This is a genomic window from Streptomyces sp. NPDC050433, assembly GCF_044458565.1.
Lineage (GTDB): Bacteria > Actinomycetota > Actinomycetes > Streptomycetales > Streptomycetaceae > Streptomyces.
In genome coordinates this window covers 58,629-74,204 of the sequence record NZ_JBITIB010000015.1, presented here as the reverse complement: position 1 = coordinate 74,204, position 15,576 = coordinate 58,629, and the positions used below count along the sequence as shown (strand labels likewise).

Genomic DNA, 15,576 nt, shown 5'->3' with positions numbered 1-15,576 from the left:
GCATCCCTGGTTGCAGGCAAGACAGGACCGGATCTCGTGCGCGCGGCCGTCCAGTGTCTTGCGGACCAGATGGGGGTCGGCGATATGCGGCCTGGCGAGCCCCACCAGATCGGCCTCGCCCTCCTCGACCAGCACCGCCGCCTCGGCCAGACTGTCCAGCCGACAGACGGCGAGCACCGGCAGATCGGGAAACGCCCGCTTGAACTGGGCCGCGTGGTGCCGGAACGGCGCGTGCCCGAAGCTCATGTCGGCCATCTGAGTGGCCAGTGAGGAACTGCCGTGGTACGCGGAGTGGCTCACATGGACGTACGCGATCGGGTGTTCGGCGCGCAGCACGCCGACGGCGGCCATCACCTCGGCCGGTCCCAGGCCGCCCGGCAGGAATTCGTCGGCGCTGACCCGGATGCCCAACGGCAGGTCCGGGGCACGCTCACGCACCCGCTCCAGAACCTCCCGGACGAGCCGGAGCCGGTTCTCCTCGCTGCCGCCGTAGCGGTCGGTGCGCTGATTGGTGAAGGGCGAGAGGAACTGCTGGAGCAGATGACCGTGGCCGAGATGGATCTCGACGCCGTCGAATCCGGCCCCGCCCATCCGGCGCGCCGCCTCACCGAACGCCCCGACGACCACCCCTATGTCGCTGGGTCCCATGGCATGGGGTATCGCCGCACCCGACGCCCAGGGCACATCCATCGGCGCCCACGCGGCCGTGCGGGTGGCGTCACCGTTGGCCTGCCGGCCCGCGTGCATGAGTTGTGCGAAGACCAGGGCGCCGTGTGCGTGGACGGCTTCGGTGACCGCCGCGTAGGCGGGGACCGAGGTGTCGTCGAAACAGCCAAGGCTGATGTGGCGCCCCGCACTGGTGGGGTGCACCCGTACGGCTTCGGTGATGATCAACCCGACACCGCCCCCCGCGCCCGTTCGGCGTGGTAGTGCACATGGCGCCGGGTCGGATGATTCGCGTGGCCGAAGTTCGTCGTATGCCCTGGGACGAACACACGATTGCGGACGTCAAGGCCGCCAATGCGGAATGGCTCGATTAGTTGCTCTATGCCTGCGTTCTTCACCACGACTCCTCGGGTGGATCCACACAGCTAAGCCTTAGTGCGTTCCAGTGAGCGAAACGCTGTTGCCTTGGCCGGAACATTAGGAGTCGAGTACGGAGAGAGTCAATGGATGGCCAGTAAGTTTTTGGACACAGCTCTACCGGCTGCGGTCTCGGGATGAACGGCGCGAGACCGGCGGCCTGAACTCCCGGACGGCGAGCGCGGCTTCGTCGCGGGTCTGGTCGACACGGGGCGGCGGGTACGACACCAACAGCTGCGTGAGCGAGGCTCGCCCGGTGCGCGTGCGAGCCGTATCCACCGCGCTCAACGCGAGGCGGCCTGGTCGGGCTCGTCGGGGTCCGGTGGCCGGGTCGGCCCGCCGGGCTCGGTGTCGTCGGCCGGGGACAGGGCCTGTTCGGCCCAGATCGTCTTTCCGCGAGACGTGTACCGGGTGCCCCAGCTTTCCGTGAGCTGGGCCACGAGGAAGAGACCGCGTCCGCCTTCGTCCCCCGCGGTGGAGCGGCGCAGATGGGGTGCGGTGCTACTGCCGTCGGAGACTTCGCAGATGAGGCCCTGGTCGCGCACGAGGCGCAGATGGATGGGGGCGATCGCGTGGCGGATGGCGTTGGTGACGAGTTCGCTGACGACGAGTTCCGTGGTGAAGGCGGCCTCGTCCATCCCCCAGGAGGAGAGTTTCCTCGTGACGTCGGCGCGAGCGGTGGCGACGGCGGCGGGATCGACAGGCACGTCCCAGACGACGAAGTGGTCCGTGTCCAGGGCGCGGGTGCGGGCGACGAGCAGGGCGACGTCATCACTCACATCGGCCACATCGGCGGGCAGAAGCGCGTCGAGTACCGCGTCGCACGTCTGCTGCGGGGACTGCTCACGATGGGCGAGTGCCTGCTCCAGCCGCTCCAGTCCGCTGTCGATGTCTTGGCGACGGTTCTCGATGAGGCCGTCGGTGTAGAGAACGATCTCGCTGTTCTCCTCGATGTCCACGTCGATGACCTCGAAGGGGAAACCGCCGAGGCCGAGCGGTGGCCCGCCAGGCACGTCAGGGAAGTCGACGGTGCCGTCGGGGCGGACGATCGCGGGCCCCGGGTGGCCGGCGCGGGCCATGGTGCAGCGCCGGGAGACCGGGTCGTAGATCGCGTACAGGCAGGTGGCCCCGATGATCCCCGTACCGCCGGTCGCGGCCGCTCCCCTCTCCCGGCCCCGGTGGTTCTCGTCCTGGTCGAGACGGCTGACGAGTTCGTCGAGATGTGTGAGGAGTTCGTCGGGCGCCAGATCGAGTGCCGAGAAGTTGAGGACGGCGGTGCGCAGGAGGCCCATGGTGGCGGCGGCGTGGAGCCCGTGGCCGACGACATCCCCGACGACAAGGGCGACACGGGCACCGGACAGCGGGATGACATCGAACCAGTCGCCTCCCACCCCCGACCGGGCCGGGATGTACCGGTACGCGGCCTCGACCGCGTTCTGCTGGGGGAGTTCACCCGGAAGCAGGCTGCGCTGGAGGGATACGGCCATGGCGTGTTCGCGGGCATAGCGCCGGGCGTTGTCGAGGCAGACCGCGGCGCGCCCCACCAGTTCCTCGGCGGTGGACACGTCCTCCTCGTCGAAGGTGTCGAGCCGTTCGCCCCGGTAGAAGCTCGTCACGCCCAGGACCCAGCCCCCGGCACGCAGCGGAACCGTGATCAGCGAGCGCATCTCGTGTGCCCGGAGCCACTCGGCGTGTGCGGGGTCCTGGTCCGTCCCCACGAACGCCTCGGCCAGATCTTGTTCGAGCACAGACCTCCCGTCCGCCAAGCTCCGGGCCTGCGGTGAGGAGGAGTGGAAGCTGACGGTCCGGCCCGCCTGGTACAACGGACGCTGTCCGCCTGCCCCGGCCGCCGCCACCCGGCGCAACTCGTCCCTCTCCCGAGCCGGTTCCGCCCCCTGCAGCACCGACTCGAACAGGTCTACGGTGGCGAAGTCGGCGAACCGCGGGAGCGCCGCCTGGGCGAGTTCTTCGGCGGTCCGGGTCAGATCAAGTGTGGTGCCGATGGTCACGGTGGCGTCGTAGAGCAGCGTGAGCGTTTCGCGGGCCTCGGTGGCCTGGCCGGCCAGCGCTCGCAGTTCCGTGGTGTCCCGGAGTGTGGCGACGCTGCCCAGCGCGTGTCCGTCCGAGCGCGTCGGCTGCTGGTTGACGGCCAGGAAGCGGCCCGCCGCCTTGTAGACCTCGTCCGTGGCGACGCGTCCATCGGCGAGGAGCCGGATGAGGGCCTGGTCGAGCCGGGGTCCGAGATCTGCGACCTCGCGCAGCGGTACGTCGGGGGGCAGGTCGAGCAGGCGGCGTGCCTCGTCGTTGACCAACAGCAGTCGGCCGTCGTCGGAGATGATGAGGACGCCCTCCCGGACCGTGTGCAGAACGGCGTCGTGGTGCTCGTACATCCGGGTGATCTCGGCTGGTTCGAGCCCGCGGGTCTGCCGTCGCAGCCGTCTGCTCATCACCGCCACGCCCACGGTCGCCAGTGCGAGCGCCGCGGCACCGCCGCCGAGGAGCGCCGGGAGCTGCCGGTTGACGGTGCCGGACGTACCCGCGATCGTCACTCCCGCGTTGACCAGGGCCACCACCGAGCCCTTCTTGTCGAACACGGGGGCCACCGCGCGGATCGACGGGGACGGCAGCGTTTGGCCCGGGACCCTGTCGGTGAAGGGCTTGCCCGCGGTGGCCGGATAAAGCGTGCCGGTGATGGACTTCCCGATCTCCGCCGGGTTGGGGTGGGTGTAGCGGACTCCTTTCGTGTTTGTCACGACGATGTAGTCGACCCCGGTCTCGCGCCGGGTCACCTCGGTGATCGGTTGCAGCCTCGCGCTCGGATCGGGGGATTCCAGCGCGGCGAGCACTCCCGGTGCCCGAGAGAAGGTCTCCGCGACGGCCAGCGCGCGTACCCGGGCCACGTCCTCGCTGTTGTTGCCCGCCTGCACGACCAGCGCCGCCACCGCGCCCGCCCCCAGGACCAGGACCATCACCACGAGCAGGACGAACATCTGACCGGCCACCGTGCGCGGGATCAGACGTCGAATGGCCTGGGTCGGGGTCATCGAAGCCCGCCGTAACGGTTCATGCGCCCATTTTGTGCCAGACCAGGTATATCGGCACCGTGGGATGGGCGGCCATCAGCGGCGGGCCGATGGACGACGGGCGTCCGCGTCGTCGGCACCGCCGGCACGATTACTCCTGAGCTCAAAGAATTCGGAGCCACCGCAGCGCCGGCCGACCTGCCCCACCCTGCGCGGCATCGGGTCGCCCACCCGCGAGTCGGTGCGGGCCTCACGGCTTTCGTGCGCGGCAGACGGCGGAGCTGCAAGGAGCGGGCGGCTTCGCGTCGGCCCGGGCGTTGGCCGCGAAATGGTCGCGCCCCGGAGCGCATTCCCCGACGCGTACGGCTGCGCCGCACCGGCCCCGGGCCCGGGCCCGGGCCCGGTGGAAGCAGAGTTCGCCGCCGCGCGGAAGAGGATCCGCGAACTGGAGGAGGAGCGCGGCCCGCTTCCATGAGGTTGGTCAGGGACGCGAATCCGACCTGGTGCGTCACGTCGGCGAAGGCGACCTGCCCACCCGCGCCGTCGTGTCCGAACGAGACGGGCCCGAGTGGCTGTTGGTGTTCAATGAGGGGTTCTCTTGGCCGCCCATGCAACGCTGCTCGCCGCTGACACCACGCTCGTACGGCCGCCGTCGCGAAGATCACCGACGAAGCCGAGGAACTGCCGGCGTTCGACGACTTCCCGGCCGAGCACTGGATCCACCTGCGGACCACGAACCCGATCGAGTCGACGTTCCTCGTCGCCCTGGTCCGCGCCGGCGCCACGTTCGAAAACGGCGTCCTGGTCGAGCGCCCCGAGCACCTGGCCGCGTGAGTGACATCGTTCCTTCCAAGCACAGGCGAAGGGCGCCTCAACGGGCAAGTTGCCCGTCAGGCGCCCTCCGCATCGCACGTTCCCGTCGAGTCATCGAAGGGAGTCAGTCAGGCCGGGACTCAGTCATGCCGCAGTCGTATCCGATTTGGCGACGATGAGCCGCTGTCCAGGGTGAATCAAGTCCGGGTTCTCAATCCGGTTCCACTTGACGAGCGTCTCGACGGTCGTCCCGAACTTCCCGGCGATAGCGGTGAGCGTGTCACCGGACTTGACCGTGTAGAAGGTGTCCTGGGGTGAGTCGTGCTGCCCAACGATCAGCCGCTGTCCGGGGTGAATCAGGTCCGGGTTGTCAATCCGGTTCCACTTGACGAGCTTTTCGACCGTGGTCCCGAACATCCCGGCGATAGCGGTGAGCGTATTACCCCGCTGGACCGTGTAGTGCGTGAGGTACGTCGTTTGTGTCGTCATGCAAAAAACGATAGTCCGTATGGGTGCGGTCTGCTCGTTAGAGCATGCGCACGTGGCTCCTGAAATGGTCTCCGCGACGTCGTATGAATTGTGGTGGGGCAGTTGCGCCGGGGATGGCCCCTCGCAGACCGGCCAACCACCCGTTCGGGCGATCAAACGGCTGATTAGGCCATGCGGGTGACGCTCAAAGTCCTGGGCGTGCGTCATGCGGAGCGGCACGGTACGGGTGGACTGTGGGTGCTCTTTCCCATCCCACCCCGTTCTCATCGGACCACGAGGGAGAACTCATGACGGATGTGATCAAGTTCCCGATCGTATATGTACGAGGGTTTGCCGGTGACGCTTCGGGGATCAACTCCGCCGTCATGGATCCCTTCTACGGGTTCAATGAGGGTTCCACCCACGTACGAGTTGGTCCGGACGACCAACCCAGCTTCTACCAGTTCGAAAGCCCTTTGCTGCGACTACATTTGGACGAGGATTACCGTATTCTCGTCGAGGGCGACCAGGAGGCGTATCTCGACAGTCACGACGACATTCCGCCCAACAGCATTTGGGTGCACCGCTTCTACGACGTGTCCGCGAGCACATGGGGCGGGAACCCTGAGGGGTTCCGCCTGGAGGACGCCGCAGCCGGCCTGTTGCGTCTGATCGAGAAACTCCAGGCCAAGACCGGGGCACCGCGCGTGATTCTCGTCGCGCACTCCATGGGCGGGCTCGTCTGCCGATGCCTCCTGCAGAAAATCCTCCCCGATCTGAATCGCGAACCGACGGATTATGTGGAGAAGCTCTTCACTTACGGAACCCCGCACGGAGGTATCGCCTTCGATATCGGCTCCGGACTGCTGGAGAAAATACGGGATGCCACCGGCATCAACGGAGCAGACATCTTCGGCCCGCAGCGCATGTACGAGTATCTGACCCCGGAGAACGACGTGGACCCGCAGGGCCGTCCTGACTCCTGGAGCGCCCGTGACATGCCCGAGCGCGACGGGGCCTTCCCTCGGCACCGGGTCTTCTGCCTGGTGGGGACCGATCCGAAGGACTACGAAGTCGCGCTCGGCCTGTCCTCGGCCGCCGTCGGCGCCCGAAGCGACGGGCTGGTCCAGATCGAGAACGCCTATGTTCCAGGAGCCCACCGCGCGTATGTGCACCGCAGCCACAGCGGACGGTACGGCCTGGTCAACTCCGAGGAGGGGTACCAGAACCTACGGCGTTTCCTCTTCGGCGACCGGAAGGTCGAAGCCGCACTGGTCAACCATCAGTTCGCCTCGGGAGACGGCGTCACATGGCAGGCCGAGGTGCAACTGTCGGTGCGCGGCCTGCCGATCGTGATGCACGAGCAACTGGCCTCGCACTGGTGCCCCATCCAGCTCTCGGGCCGGCCGGCCGACGACGCGACTGACGGAGCCGTCACGCTGGCGACGACATTCCTGTGCGGCGACCTGTCCCGTCCGCCCGGTTCCGGGACCATGCGATACGCGCTGCACGTGCGAATCCTCTCGCTACGGGAACACCATGGGTTCCTGAGCTTCGGCGACCATCTCGAACGGGCCGCTGATTTCGACGACACCCTGGTCGTCGACGTCGGTACAGCACACAGCGGCCCCGGGATCTGGGCCACTTGGAACTCGCTCATCCCGGGCGCCATCAGTCAGCACGAACCCGGCGGCACGCCCCTCAGCGACGAGGACCCGCAGAGCGGCACATGGGTCGCGCACATACCACTGCCCGCCACCGCCGTGCCGATCCTCGGTGACCGGTCGAGTATCCGGCTCGCAGTCACGCCCTGGGACTGAAGGGCCTGCCACGACATCGCGACTCGGCGGAACATCGCCGATGGCGGGGATGAGGGCCGACTGCCGTCCGCCGTCAAGCGGACTCGTCGTCCGGAGCCGGCTCTTCCTTCCTCCCATTCCCAGGAGCACGGAGTTCGCGCATCCGACGGTGAACGGCCTCGCGCAAGCTTTCCCCGCGGGATCCGGTCGGAGCAGGAGCGTCGGGGCGAACCGCGCCGTCGGTGAGCCGGTCGATCAGTTCATGCAGCTGATCGGCACGGTCCTTGGCGCTCTTCTCATTCTCAGTCACGGTGCGCCCTCCGTCTCAGGCGACCTGATGCCAACGTCGCTTCCATTGTCCTACTCCGCTGTCCTACTCCGCGTCCTCCCAGGTGCCCTCGACGACCGGTTCGGCCTGCAGCTCCTCGATCCGGCTGCGCCATCCATTGGCCCGGGAGGCGGTGGACTGCTTGGCCGCCGCGGTCAACGTGCGGGCAGCCGCGAAACGATCGGACTGCGGACCACTGCGGGCGATGCGCGTGATCGTCCCGGTGCGGGAATCGATGGCCGCCCGGAGGCTTCCGGCCCTGGCCGTCAGTCGGCCCAGGTCGACGAACTTGGGCTCTTTGGTACCGAACCAGACCTGCTGCCACCAGTGGTCACCGACCGGGTCGTGCCAGCTGATGTAGCCGCCGGGCAGAATCTTGCGCGGCCCGTCCACCTTGCCGGTGAAGCTGTAGCGCACACCGGGTGCCGCGACCGGGTCGTAGAAGTGGGGCGTGAAGAAGTCCGACATCAACAGGCCGTTGATGGTGTAGCCGTTCTCCGGTGCCTCGGACGGGTCGGCGACCTCCACCAGGAACTCCACCACCCCCTGGCCGGACTTCGGGGACTGGCCGGCGACCAGGCGGTTGCCGCCGGGATCACCGAGCATCTCAAGCATTTCGTGGCTGGCGGTGAGCGACCAGCTGTCGCTGTATTCGATCAGGGAGAAGGGCTGGCCGTTCTTGTCGAGATGAACACCGGCGGCCCCCTCCTGGTTGATGTCGTCCTTGACGATCATCGGCCAGTAGCCCACCGGCACGTCGTCGAGCTTGTCGAAAGCGTCGACGGTGGCCCGGGTCTTCCAGATGGGGGAAAAGTCCCGCATCGCCTGTTTCTGTAGGGCAGCGGCCACCCGGTTGAGCTGAGAGGAAGTGATCTGGCGAGTCTCGGACACCAGAGCGAGCTGAGTGACAAGCATGACGGGGCTCCTGTTCTGTCGGCGTGGGTGCGGCTGCACCGGATGAGAAGGTCAGGTGAGTAGCCGGGCCAGCCGGGCGCCAAAGCCGGCGGGCAGGTTGTTCTCGTGAGCCAGGGCCGCCGCGAAAGCGCTGTCGGAACTGGCGGTGAGGCCGTCGAGCACGATGGGCGCGAGAGCGCCGACCGCTGCCGTCATCGGCCCCAGTTCTGGGCCTGTGCGGTGTGTTCCCCCAGCGGCCGACAGGGGTAGTCGTGGGCGCAACTCGGCGCCGGTCGGGGCTAGTTCGTCCAGTGCAAGCTGCCAGCGCACGCCACCCACGGCCGCGCCGGTCAGCGGTGTCGGCTGTGGGGTGCGGGCCGCGAGCGCGGGCAGGTCGGCCAGGGCGGTGGTCAGCCGATCGGCCGCCTCAGCCAGCGTCAGACCGGCGACAAGGGGATCTGCGGCCTCGTCGTGCAGGTTGACGACACGCTTGCCCCGCCCGGTCACGGACACCTCTTCCAGTTCCTCGGCGGATGCCAGGGCCTTGACCAGGTCGCGGAGGCCGTAGCGCGCGACGCCGTCGATGACGACCAACCGGATGTCGGTGTCCGCGGCCTGGATGAGTGCCGTGTAGGGGTCGCCGGCCGTGCCGGCGGTGATCAACAGGTCGGCACGCAGGCCAGGCCGCAATGAACCCACGGCGCGTTCCCAACCCAAGATCCGGGCCGCGTCCCTGGTGGCCATGGCCACCAACTCCCGGTCACTGAGCTCCACTTCGTCGGCGTCGGCGGCCAGCCGGGCGGCTTTGAGCTCACCCAGGAGACCCTTGCTGCCCGAGACCGACCAGTCCGAACCCAACCCGATGAGCACACCGGCCCGGCGGGCAGCGGCAATGTCGGCGGTCCGCCCGTACAGCAGCAGGTTCGACAACGGTGACCACACCATCGAGCCGCCGTGGTCGGCCAAGACCTGAAAGTCCTCGGCCGCGAGCCCGGTGCAGTGAATGCCGACCAGGTTCTCCGTAATCGCCCACCGGCCCTCCTCGATCTTGAGGGCCAGGAAATGATCCCGAGCTGCCTTGTCCGTGCCCTCGGCCAGGTGGAGCAGCAGCCGGTGCGGCTGCTTGAGACGCGCCAGGAACTTCTCGGCGTCGGCTGCCACCACATCGGCGATCCGGGAGTTGGCCTCGGGCAGCTCGGGATCGTCGGTCTCCTCCACGTTGCGGACGATTCCCCGGTACATCCGGCGCGCCCCGGCGTTGCTGAACAGGGCGATGCCCTGCGTGGTCGTGGTTCCGTTGAACATCGCCTTGGCCTCGACGTAGCGCACCACGGCGGGCATCAGCTTCGGATCTTCCCCGAGCACCCGCATCGGTCCGGTGACCAAGGTGCGATAGGCCGGATTCCCGCTGCCGCCCCACTGCGAGCGGTTGCCGTACTTCTTCGGCACGTTCCACAACGGCAGGACGTCGTAAGGCAGGTGATTGTGGAGCTCGATCAGGCCGGGATACACGGTGCCGGCGGTCACGACAGGAGTCACGTGTCCGAAACCCGGTGGAGCCGGTGCCCCGGCCGGGAGCACGGCGTCGATGGACCGGCCACTGACGTAGAGGACGCCGTCGTCGAGCACCGTGCCGTTGTCGTCAAGGGTGACGATACGGCCGCGCAGTGCGAAGCGGTGCGTCGTCGGACCGTCGGATCCAGGCGGCATGCAGGCATCCTCTCGCCCGACCTTGGTGGAGGCGTTCTGACCGGTGACGCCACCTAACAGACAAAATGACTTAAAGTCATCAATTGATTACTAAAGGTCAGCATTGATCGCTCGTTTGGACCAGGAAAACGTGCGACCGCGCCTCCGACATCGCTGTCGAAGGCGCGGCCTGCGTGGGTTACGGCGCCTGCGGGCGCCCTACGGTGTGTAGCTGGCCTCGCTGCCGTACAGCTGCCTGGTGAACGCGGAGACGTCGGCGCTGCGATTGGCGCCGTCGAGGTTGTACGTCAGGTAGACGCCGTACCCCTCGCTGACGGTGCGGCGGGCCAGGTCGGCGGCCGTGCTCTGCGAGGTCCGGCCGATCTCGACGGCCGCCGGCGACAGGTTCGACTTGGGCAGTGCGATGCGGGGGACCTGCCAGGAGCCGTAGTACGGGTTCCAGGCGTAGTCGAATTTGGACGAGAGGTCGACGCCGCCGTACGAGAGCCGCGACGCGGCCGGGCCGATGTTGTAGAGGCTGATGATCTTGTCCGGCATGTTCGCGCGCAGCGCGGTCACCAGGTGAACGAACGAGCTGTCGTTGGGCTGACCGGTGCCGTTGTTGCCGTACTGCGCGTACTCGTCGTCGAAGTCGATGCCGTCGAGGCCGTACCGGGCCACGGCGTCCGACAGCTGCTTGGCGAACGCCGAAGCCGCCTGCTGCGTCGGGAAGTTGGCGAAGCCCGCGCCCTGGTGGTTGCCGAGCACCGAGAGGACGACCTTGATGCCTTTCTGCTGCAACGGCCGTATCTCCGTGGCGGCGTTGTCGAGGACGCGCTGCACGTTCTCGTTGAAGTGCAGATACGCCGTCTTCGTGCCCGTGTCGTAGTTGATGTTCGCCGCGAAAATGATGGCGACGTCGAAGACGTTGCCGCCGCCGTTGGCGAGGGTGTACTTGCCCACGTTCAGCATGCTGTGGTTGTTCACCTCGACGTACGCCACCGAGGTGGGCCCCTGTTTCGCGGGAGCGGGAGCGGGACCGGGAGCGGGAGCGGGAGCCGCTGTCGCGCCGGTCGTTGCGGTCGTGCCGAAGGCGAGGGCCGCGACGGCCGAGAGCGCGAGTGCGGCCGTCCGCACTCTGCTCCGTACCAGAGTGAGCATCGTTGATCGGTCTCCCATCGCGTGGATCGGCGCCCGACCTGTTCGAAGCGCCGAGTGAGCCCTCCAAGTTTTCCGCCGCCGTTACCGAATCCCGGGAATCTTGTACGAACTCTCACGACTTCCACGCACCTTCCACCACAACCCGGCCTCTATGTAAGGTAATTGGCGCGATCGGCGGGCCCTCGGAGGTCCAGGCCTCATTGCGCGGCGGGCAGCCGGCCTCCGGGTGCGCTCACAGCGGCCGGGGGGACACCCGCGCGGCCCTCGGACAGTAGGCGTCCCAGCGGGTGTCCGGGATGCGTGTGGTCGATCGGCGCCTCAGCTCGGCGGCTGCTTGCGCCGGTCCGCCGGGAATCCGCTTCGAGTGGCTCGGGGGCTGGGCCGGGCGCAGTCTGGAAGAGGGGCGTCATGCGATGCACGACACCGGGGGACCTGGAGGTGGTTCATCATGTTCACGCTCGTCGGATGGCACGTCGAGCTTCAGTTCACCGAGGAGGGCAACCGCACCACCGCGGCGGCGCTGGTCAGACTTGCCGACGGCTCGGAGCTGAGGGGCCGGGGCTACGCGTTGCGGCACCCGACCGACTCGGAGCAACCGCGGGTGGGCGAGGAGATCGCGGGCTCGCGGGCCCTGGCGGACATCGCGTCGCAGCTCCTTGAGAAGGCGCACTCGGAGATCGACGAGACGTCGGGCCGTCACTCGCACCCGATCACCCACTGAGGACGCGGTTCCGGCAGCCCTCGGGCCGATCGGGCGGCAGAGCCGGCCCGCAGCAGAAAGCCGAAGCGAGTATCTTCACCGGGCCGGGCCGAGTCCCGCTATCATCCCGATGTGGAACGTTCCCAAAATACTTCGCCGACCATCGTCGTCTGGGATCTCGGCGGCGTCCTCGCGCCGTCGGGTCGCGCGCAGGCCGCCCTCGCCGAGGCCCTCGACGTACCCGAGTCCGAACTGGCCGAGCCCTACTGGACCCACCGGGATGCCTACGACCTGGGCGCCTCCCCGGAGGCGTACTGGCGTCCGATCGCCGAGGCGCTGGGGCGCCGGATCGACGCAGCGTGGGTCGAGCGGCTCGATCGGATCGACACCGAGTGCTGGGCCACTCTCGAACCCGATGCCGCCGCTCTGCTCGCCCTGCTGACGGAGCGTGGGACGCCGTTGGGGATCCTCTCCAACGCCCCGGCCTCGCTGGCGCGGGTCGTCCGCCGGGCGTCGTGGAGCGGTTGCTTCGAGACGCTGGTCTTCTCGTCGGACCTCGGCCTGATGAAACCGGACCCGCTCGTGTACCGGGCCGCCGGCGAACGGCTGGGCCGGTCACCGTCGGAGATCGTGTTCTTCGACGACCGGCCGGAGAACGTCGCGGCGGCCCGTGCGCACGGCTGGAACGCGCACGTGTGGACGTCGGGCGAGGCCGCGGCAGCGGCGCTGGCGGGCGAGGGCGTGCTCGATGGCTGACCGGCCGCGCAACCCGACGATCATAGATGTGGCCGGGCGGGCCGGGGTGTCCAAGTCGGTGGTGTCCCGCGTCGTCTCGGGGCGCGGCAGCGTGGGCGAGGAGACCCGGCAGCGGGTCCTCGAAGCCGCGCGGGAGTTGGGCTACGTCGTCAACGCGTCCGCCCGTGCCATGGTGGCCCGCCGTACGTACACCGTCGGGGCGTTCGTGCGTGACGCCGCGACGCCCTTCTACGGTCACCTGCTCACCGCGATGCAGGAGCGCGCCGCCTTCCACGGCTACCGAGTGGTCACCGCGACCGGGTCCGGCGGGTTCGAGGTGAGCGACGAGTACCGGGCTCTGGAGACTCTAGCGATGCTGCGGGTCGAGGCGCTGGTCGTGTGCAGCGGGCTGCTGTCGAGCGAGCAGATCCTGCCCTTCGCCGAGCGGTTGCCGACCGTGGTGGCCGGACGCCCGGAGACCCATCCGAGCATCACCAGTGTGTACTGCGACGAGGAGGAGGGCGGTTCCGCCCTGGCGGACCACCTCGTCGAACTGGGGCACCGCGAGGTCGCGGTGGTCACGGTGCCGGCGAGCAGCTCCGTGACGATGGGGCCGCGGACCCGGGCCATGGTCCGCCGCCTGCGGGAGCGCGGAGCGCGTGTGCTGGAGATTCCGGGACCGCACCGGGAGACGGCCGGCGCGTGGGCGACGCAGGTCCTGAGGCATCCGGCGATCACCGCGGTGATGGCTCCCAGCGACCGTCACGCGGTCGCTCTCCTGGAGCAACTACGGCTCCGGGGCGTGGGCGTGCCGGACAGGCTGTCCGTCACCGGCTACGACGGCGTCGGGGACCTGACCACGTCCCTGATCGGGCTGACGCACTGGCGCCAGCCGATCGACCTCATCGGCGGCGGGGCCGTCGACGCCTTGGTGCAGCTGCTCGACGGTGAGCAGCCGCCGGACCATCACCGCGCGCTGCCCGGCGCGCTGGTGGCGGGCCGGACGACGGCGTCTCCGCTGCCTCACGACTGAGACCCGAACGGCAATTTACGGATTGTTCACCCGTCGGGCCCTTCGGTGGACGTGCGCGGAGTGGGAACGTTCCACTCATGATTGGGAACGTTCCACTCCGCCGTCGACGCGGCAGCCCGCGCAGACCGCGCGGATCGGCCGGACCACGTCCGGCCACCCTGGCCGGTCCGCTGATGGTCCTGCCGTGCGTCGGACTGCTACTCGTCTTCGCGTACTGGCCGGTCGTCCGCGGCGTCGCCCTGAGCCTGTACGACACCGATCTGCTGGGTGACCCCACCCGGTTCGTCGGCGTCGCGCACTACGTCGACGTGGTCGCCGACCCGGACCTCCAGCGTGCACTGCTCGCCACCGGGACGATCGCCGGGCTCAGCGTGCTGCTCTCCGTGGGCGGGGCGCTCGCCGCGGCGCTTCCGCTGCGCCGGGCCGCCCGGAAGCCCCGTGCCGTGGTGTCGGTGCTGCTGTCCCTGCCGTTCGCCTACTCGGCTGCGGCGGCGTCGGCCGTGTTCGCGGGCTTGTTCGCGCCGGCGGTCGGGACGCTCAACCAGGTGCTGACCCACCTCGGCGTCACGGGGCCGCAGTGGCTCCAGTCTCCGGCGTGGGCGGTCCTCAGCATCTCGATCGCCACTGCCTGGTACGAGTTCGGCTTCGCCTTCCTCGTACTGCTGGCCGCGCTGAGCCAGCTCGATCAGGAGGTCATCGAGGCCGCGGCGCTCGACGGCGCCTCGGGACTGCGGCTGGCCCGGTCGGTGATCATCCCCATGCTCCGGCCGAGCCTGGTGTTCCTCCTGGTCACCCAGACCATCAGTGGTCTGCAGGTGTTCACCCAGGTACAGGTGCTCACCCGTGGCGGCCCGGCCGGCGCCACGTCCACGCTGGTGTACGAGCTGTACCAGCGCGCGTTCGGTGAGGCGTTGCCCCAGGTGGGCCTGGCCTCGACCCTGGCCGTGGTCCTGCTGGCCCTCGTCCTGGTGATCACCGCGATCCAGTTCCGGGTGCTGAGGAGGTGGGCGTGAACAGCAAACGCGTTCAGGCCGGTTCCGTGCTGCGCTGGCTGTGGCTGGGTGTCGTGGTCGTGCTCGTCACTTTCCCCGTGTACGTCACCGTCGTCACCGCCCTCCTCCCGCCGGGTGATGTCGCCGCCGGCCGCCTCATACCGGTGCCGGGCCGACTGACCCTCGACAACGTGCGCGCGGCCCTGGACTCCGCTCCGCTGGCCCGGCAGTACCTGGTCAGCGTGGCCGTCACCGCCCTCCAGGCAGCCGCCCAACTGACCACCGCCGCACTGGCCGCGTACGCGCTCGTCTTTCCGCGCTGGCGCGGCCGGGGCATCGCCTTCGCGCTGGTGCTGGCCACCCTGGCGTTTCCCGGAGAGAGCCTGGTCATCCCCAACTTCGAAACCGCCACCGGGCTCGGGCTGCGCGACACCCTGCTCGGGATCGTCATCCCGTACCTGGCCGCCGGCTACGCGGTCTTCCTGCTCCGCCAGGCGTTCCTCGCGCTGCCGCGGGAGACCTGGGAGGCCGCACGACTGGACGGCTGCGGTGAACTGCGGGCCCTGCTGCACGTCGTACTGCCCATGGCACGGCCGCAGTTGATCACGGCGGCGATGTGGTGCGCCCTGTCGGCGTGGAACGGCTACTTCTGGCCGCTGCTGATCACCGACTCCCCCCAGAGGCGCACCATCCAGGTCGGCCTCGCCCAACTCGTCGTCGACCAGGCCGCCACCCCGGCCGTGATCTACGCGGGCACCCTGCTCGTCCTGCTGCCGACCCTGCTGCTCGTCCTGTTCGGGCAGCGCTTCCTGGTCCGGGGCCTCGCCGCGCGGGTGACCGCGTAGTCGCCCCACCTGC

At 68.7% G+C, this 15,576-nt stretch carries 11 protein-coding genes and 2 pseudogenes; 7 read left to right on the top strand and 6 right to left on the bottom strand.

Annotated features, from left to right (window positions below; genetic code table 11):
* Nucleotides 1–48: 48 nt before the first annotated feature.
* Nucleotides 49–900 (bottom strand): annotated as a pseudogene (locus ACIBLA_RS19830) (hypothetical protein); the annotation flags it as partial.
* A 467-nt stretch (nucleotides 901–1,367) separates the two neighbouring features.
* Nucleotides 1,368–4,127 carry a SpoIIE family protein phosphatase gene (locus ACIBLA_RS19825; RefSeq protein ID WP_399199300.1) on the bottom strand — a complete coding sequence of 920 codons (2,760 nt, stop codon included), beginning with the start codon at nucleotides 4,125–4,127 and terminating at the stop codon, nucleotides 1,368–1,370.
* A 627-nt stretch (nucleotides 4,128–4,754) separates the two neighbouring features.
* On the opposite strand from ACIBLA_RS19825, the pseudogene ACIBLA_RS19820 reads away from it, so the two are divergent.
* A pseudogene (locus ACIBLA_RS19820) lies at nucleotides 4,755–4,940 on the top strand (IS256 family transposase); the annotation flags it as partial.
* A gap of 123 nt (nucleotides 4,941–5,063) precedes the next feature.
* On the opposite strand, the gene ACIBLA_RS19815 reads toward ACIBLA_RS19820, so the two are convergent.
* Nucleotides 5,064–5,408: a LysM domain-containing protein gene (locus ACIBLA_RS19815; protein ID WP_363242633.1), complete on the bottom strand. Its 345-nt coding sequence runs from the start codon at nucleotides 5,406–5,408 to the stop codon at nucleotides 5,064–5,066.
* A gap of 287 nt (nucleotides 5,409–5,695) precedes the next feature.
* On the opposite strand from ACIBLA_RS19815, the gene ACIBLA_RS19810 reads away from it, so the two are divergent.
* Nucleotides 5,696–7,207 (top strand): esterase/lipase family protein, encoded by a 1,512-nt coding sequence (locus ACIBLA_RS19810; protein ID WP_399199299.1) that lies wholly within the window; start codon nucleotides 5,696–5,698, stop codon nucleotides 7,205–7,207.
* Nucleotides 7,208–7,559: 352 nt separating this feature from the next.
* On the opposite strand, the gene ACIBLA_RS19805 is transcribed toward ACIBLA_RS19810, so the two are convergent.
* From ACIBLA_RS19805 to ACIBLA_RS19795, 3 genes are all read right to left on the bottom strand, one after another.
* Nucleotides 7,560–8,429, bottom strand: coding sequence for a hypothetical protein (locus ACIBLA_RS19805; protein WP_363242631.1), 870 nt, complete (start codon nucleotides 8,427–8,429; stop codon nucleotides 7,560–7,562).
* 51 nt (nucleotides 8,430–8,480) lie between these two features.
* Nucleotides 8,481–10,037, bottom strand: a complete 1,557-nt coding sequence (locus tag ACIBLA_RS19800) for an amidohydrolase family protein (RefSeq protein ID WP_399199298.1) — start codon at nucleotides 10,035–10,037, stop codon at nucleotides 8,481–8,483.
* A 279-nt stretch (nucleotides 10,038–10,316) separates the two neighbouring features.
* A complete protein-coding gene (locus tag ACIBLA_RS19795; protein ID WP_399199354.1) occupies nucleotides 10,317–11,258 on the bottom strand; it encodes an endo-beta-N-acetylglucosaminidase H in 942 nt (313 codons plus the stop codon).
* A 448-nt stretch (nucleotides 11,259–11,706) separates the two neighbouring features.
* Here ACIBLA_RS19795 and ACIBLA_RS19790 point away from each other — a divergent pair, with 448 nt between their 5' ends.
* The 5 genes from ACIBLA_RS19790 to ACIBLA_RS19770 all read left to right on the top strand — a co-directional run bounded on the left by ACIBLA_RS19790 (nucleotide 11,707) and on the right by ACIBLA_RS19770 (nucleotide 15,563).
* Entirely contained in the window at nucleotides 11,707–11,979 is a 273-nt protein-coding gene (locus ACIBLA_RS19790) for a DUF1876 domain-containing protein (protein WP_363242629.1), read from the top strand.
* A gap of 111 nt (nucleotides 11,980–12,090) precedes the next feature.
* Nucleotides 12,091–12,714, top strand: a complete 624-nt coding sequence (locus ACIBLA_RS19785) for an HAD family phosphatase (protein ID WP_363242628.1) — start codon at nucleotides 12,091–12,093, stop codon at nucleotides 12,712–12,714.
* The gene (locus tag ACIBLA_RS19780; RefSeq protein WP_399199297.1) at nucleotides 12,707–13,726 is read left to right on the top strand and encodes a LacI family DNA-binding transcriptional regulator; all 1,020 of its coding nucleotides are present in this window, start codon (nucleotides 12,707–12,709) and stop codon (nucleotides 13,724–13,726) included. Before ACIBLA_RS19785 ends, ACIBLA_RS19780 begins: the two co-directional genes overlap by 8 nt.
* 77 nt (nucleotides 13,727–13,803) lie before the next feature.
* Nucleotides 13,804–14,739 carry a carbohydrate ABC transporter permease gene (locus ACIBLA_RS19775; protein WP_399199296.1) on the top strand — a complete coding sequence of 312 codons (936 nt, stop codon included), beginning with the start codon at nucleotides 13,804–13,806 and terminating at the stop codon, nucleotides 14,737–14,739.
* The gene (locus ACIBLA_RS19770; protein ID WP_399199295.1) at nucleotides 14,736–15,563 is read left to right on the top strand and encodes a carbohydrate ABC transporter permease; all 828 of its coding nucleotides are present in this window, start codon (nucleotides 14,736–14,738) and stop codon (nucleotides 15,561–15,563) included. The genes ACIBLA_RS19775 and ACIBLA_RS19770 overlap by 4 nt, the downstream gene beginning before the upstream one ends.
* Nucleotides 15,564–15,576: the final 13 nt, after the last annotated feature.

What these genes read in the sequence shown, in the direction of transcription:
- ACIBLA_RS19790 (WP_363242629.1), top strand. Translation starts at nt 11,707, where the DNA reads ATGTTCACGCTCGTCGGATGGCACGTCGAGCTTCAGTTCACCGAGGAG.
- ACIBLA_RS19825 (WP_399199300.1), bottom strand. Translation starts at nt 4,127, where the DNA reads ATGACCCCGACCCAGGCCATTCGACGTCTGATCCCGCGCACGGTGGCC.
- ACIBLA_RS19810 (WP_399199299.1), top strand. Translation starts at nt 5,696, where the DNA reads ATGACGGATGTGATCAAGTTCCCGATCGTATATGTACGAGGGTTTGCC.
- ACIBLA_RS19805 (WP_363242631.1), bottom strand. Translation starts at nt 8,429, where the DNA reads ATGCTTGTCACTCAGCTCGCTCTGGTGTCCGAGACTCGCCAGATCACT.
- ACIBLA_RS19775 (WP_399199296.1), top strand. Translation starts at nt 13,804, where the DNA reads ATGATTGGGAACGTTCCACTCCGCCGTCGACGCGGCAGCCCGCGCAGA.
- ACIBLA_RS19780 (WP_399199297.1), top strand. Translation starts at nt 12,707, where the DNA reads ATGGCTGACCGGCCGCGCAACCCGACGATCATAGATGTGGCCGGGCGG.
- ACIBLA_RS19795 (WP_399199354.1), bottom strand. Translation starts at nt 11,258, where the DNA reads ATGCTCACTCTGGTACGGAGCAGAGTGCGGACGGCCGCACTCGCGCTC.
- ACIBLA_RS19815 (WP_363242633.1), bottom strand. Translation starts at nt 5,408, where the DNA reads ATGACGACACAAACGACGTACCTCACGCACTACACGGTCCAGCGGGGT.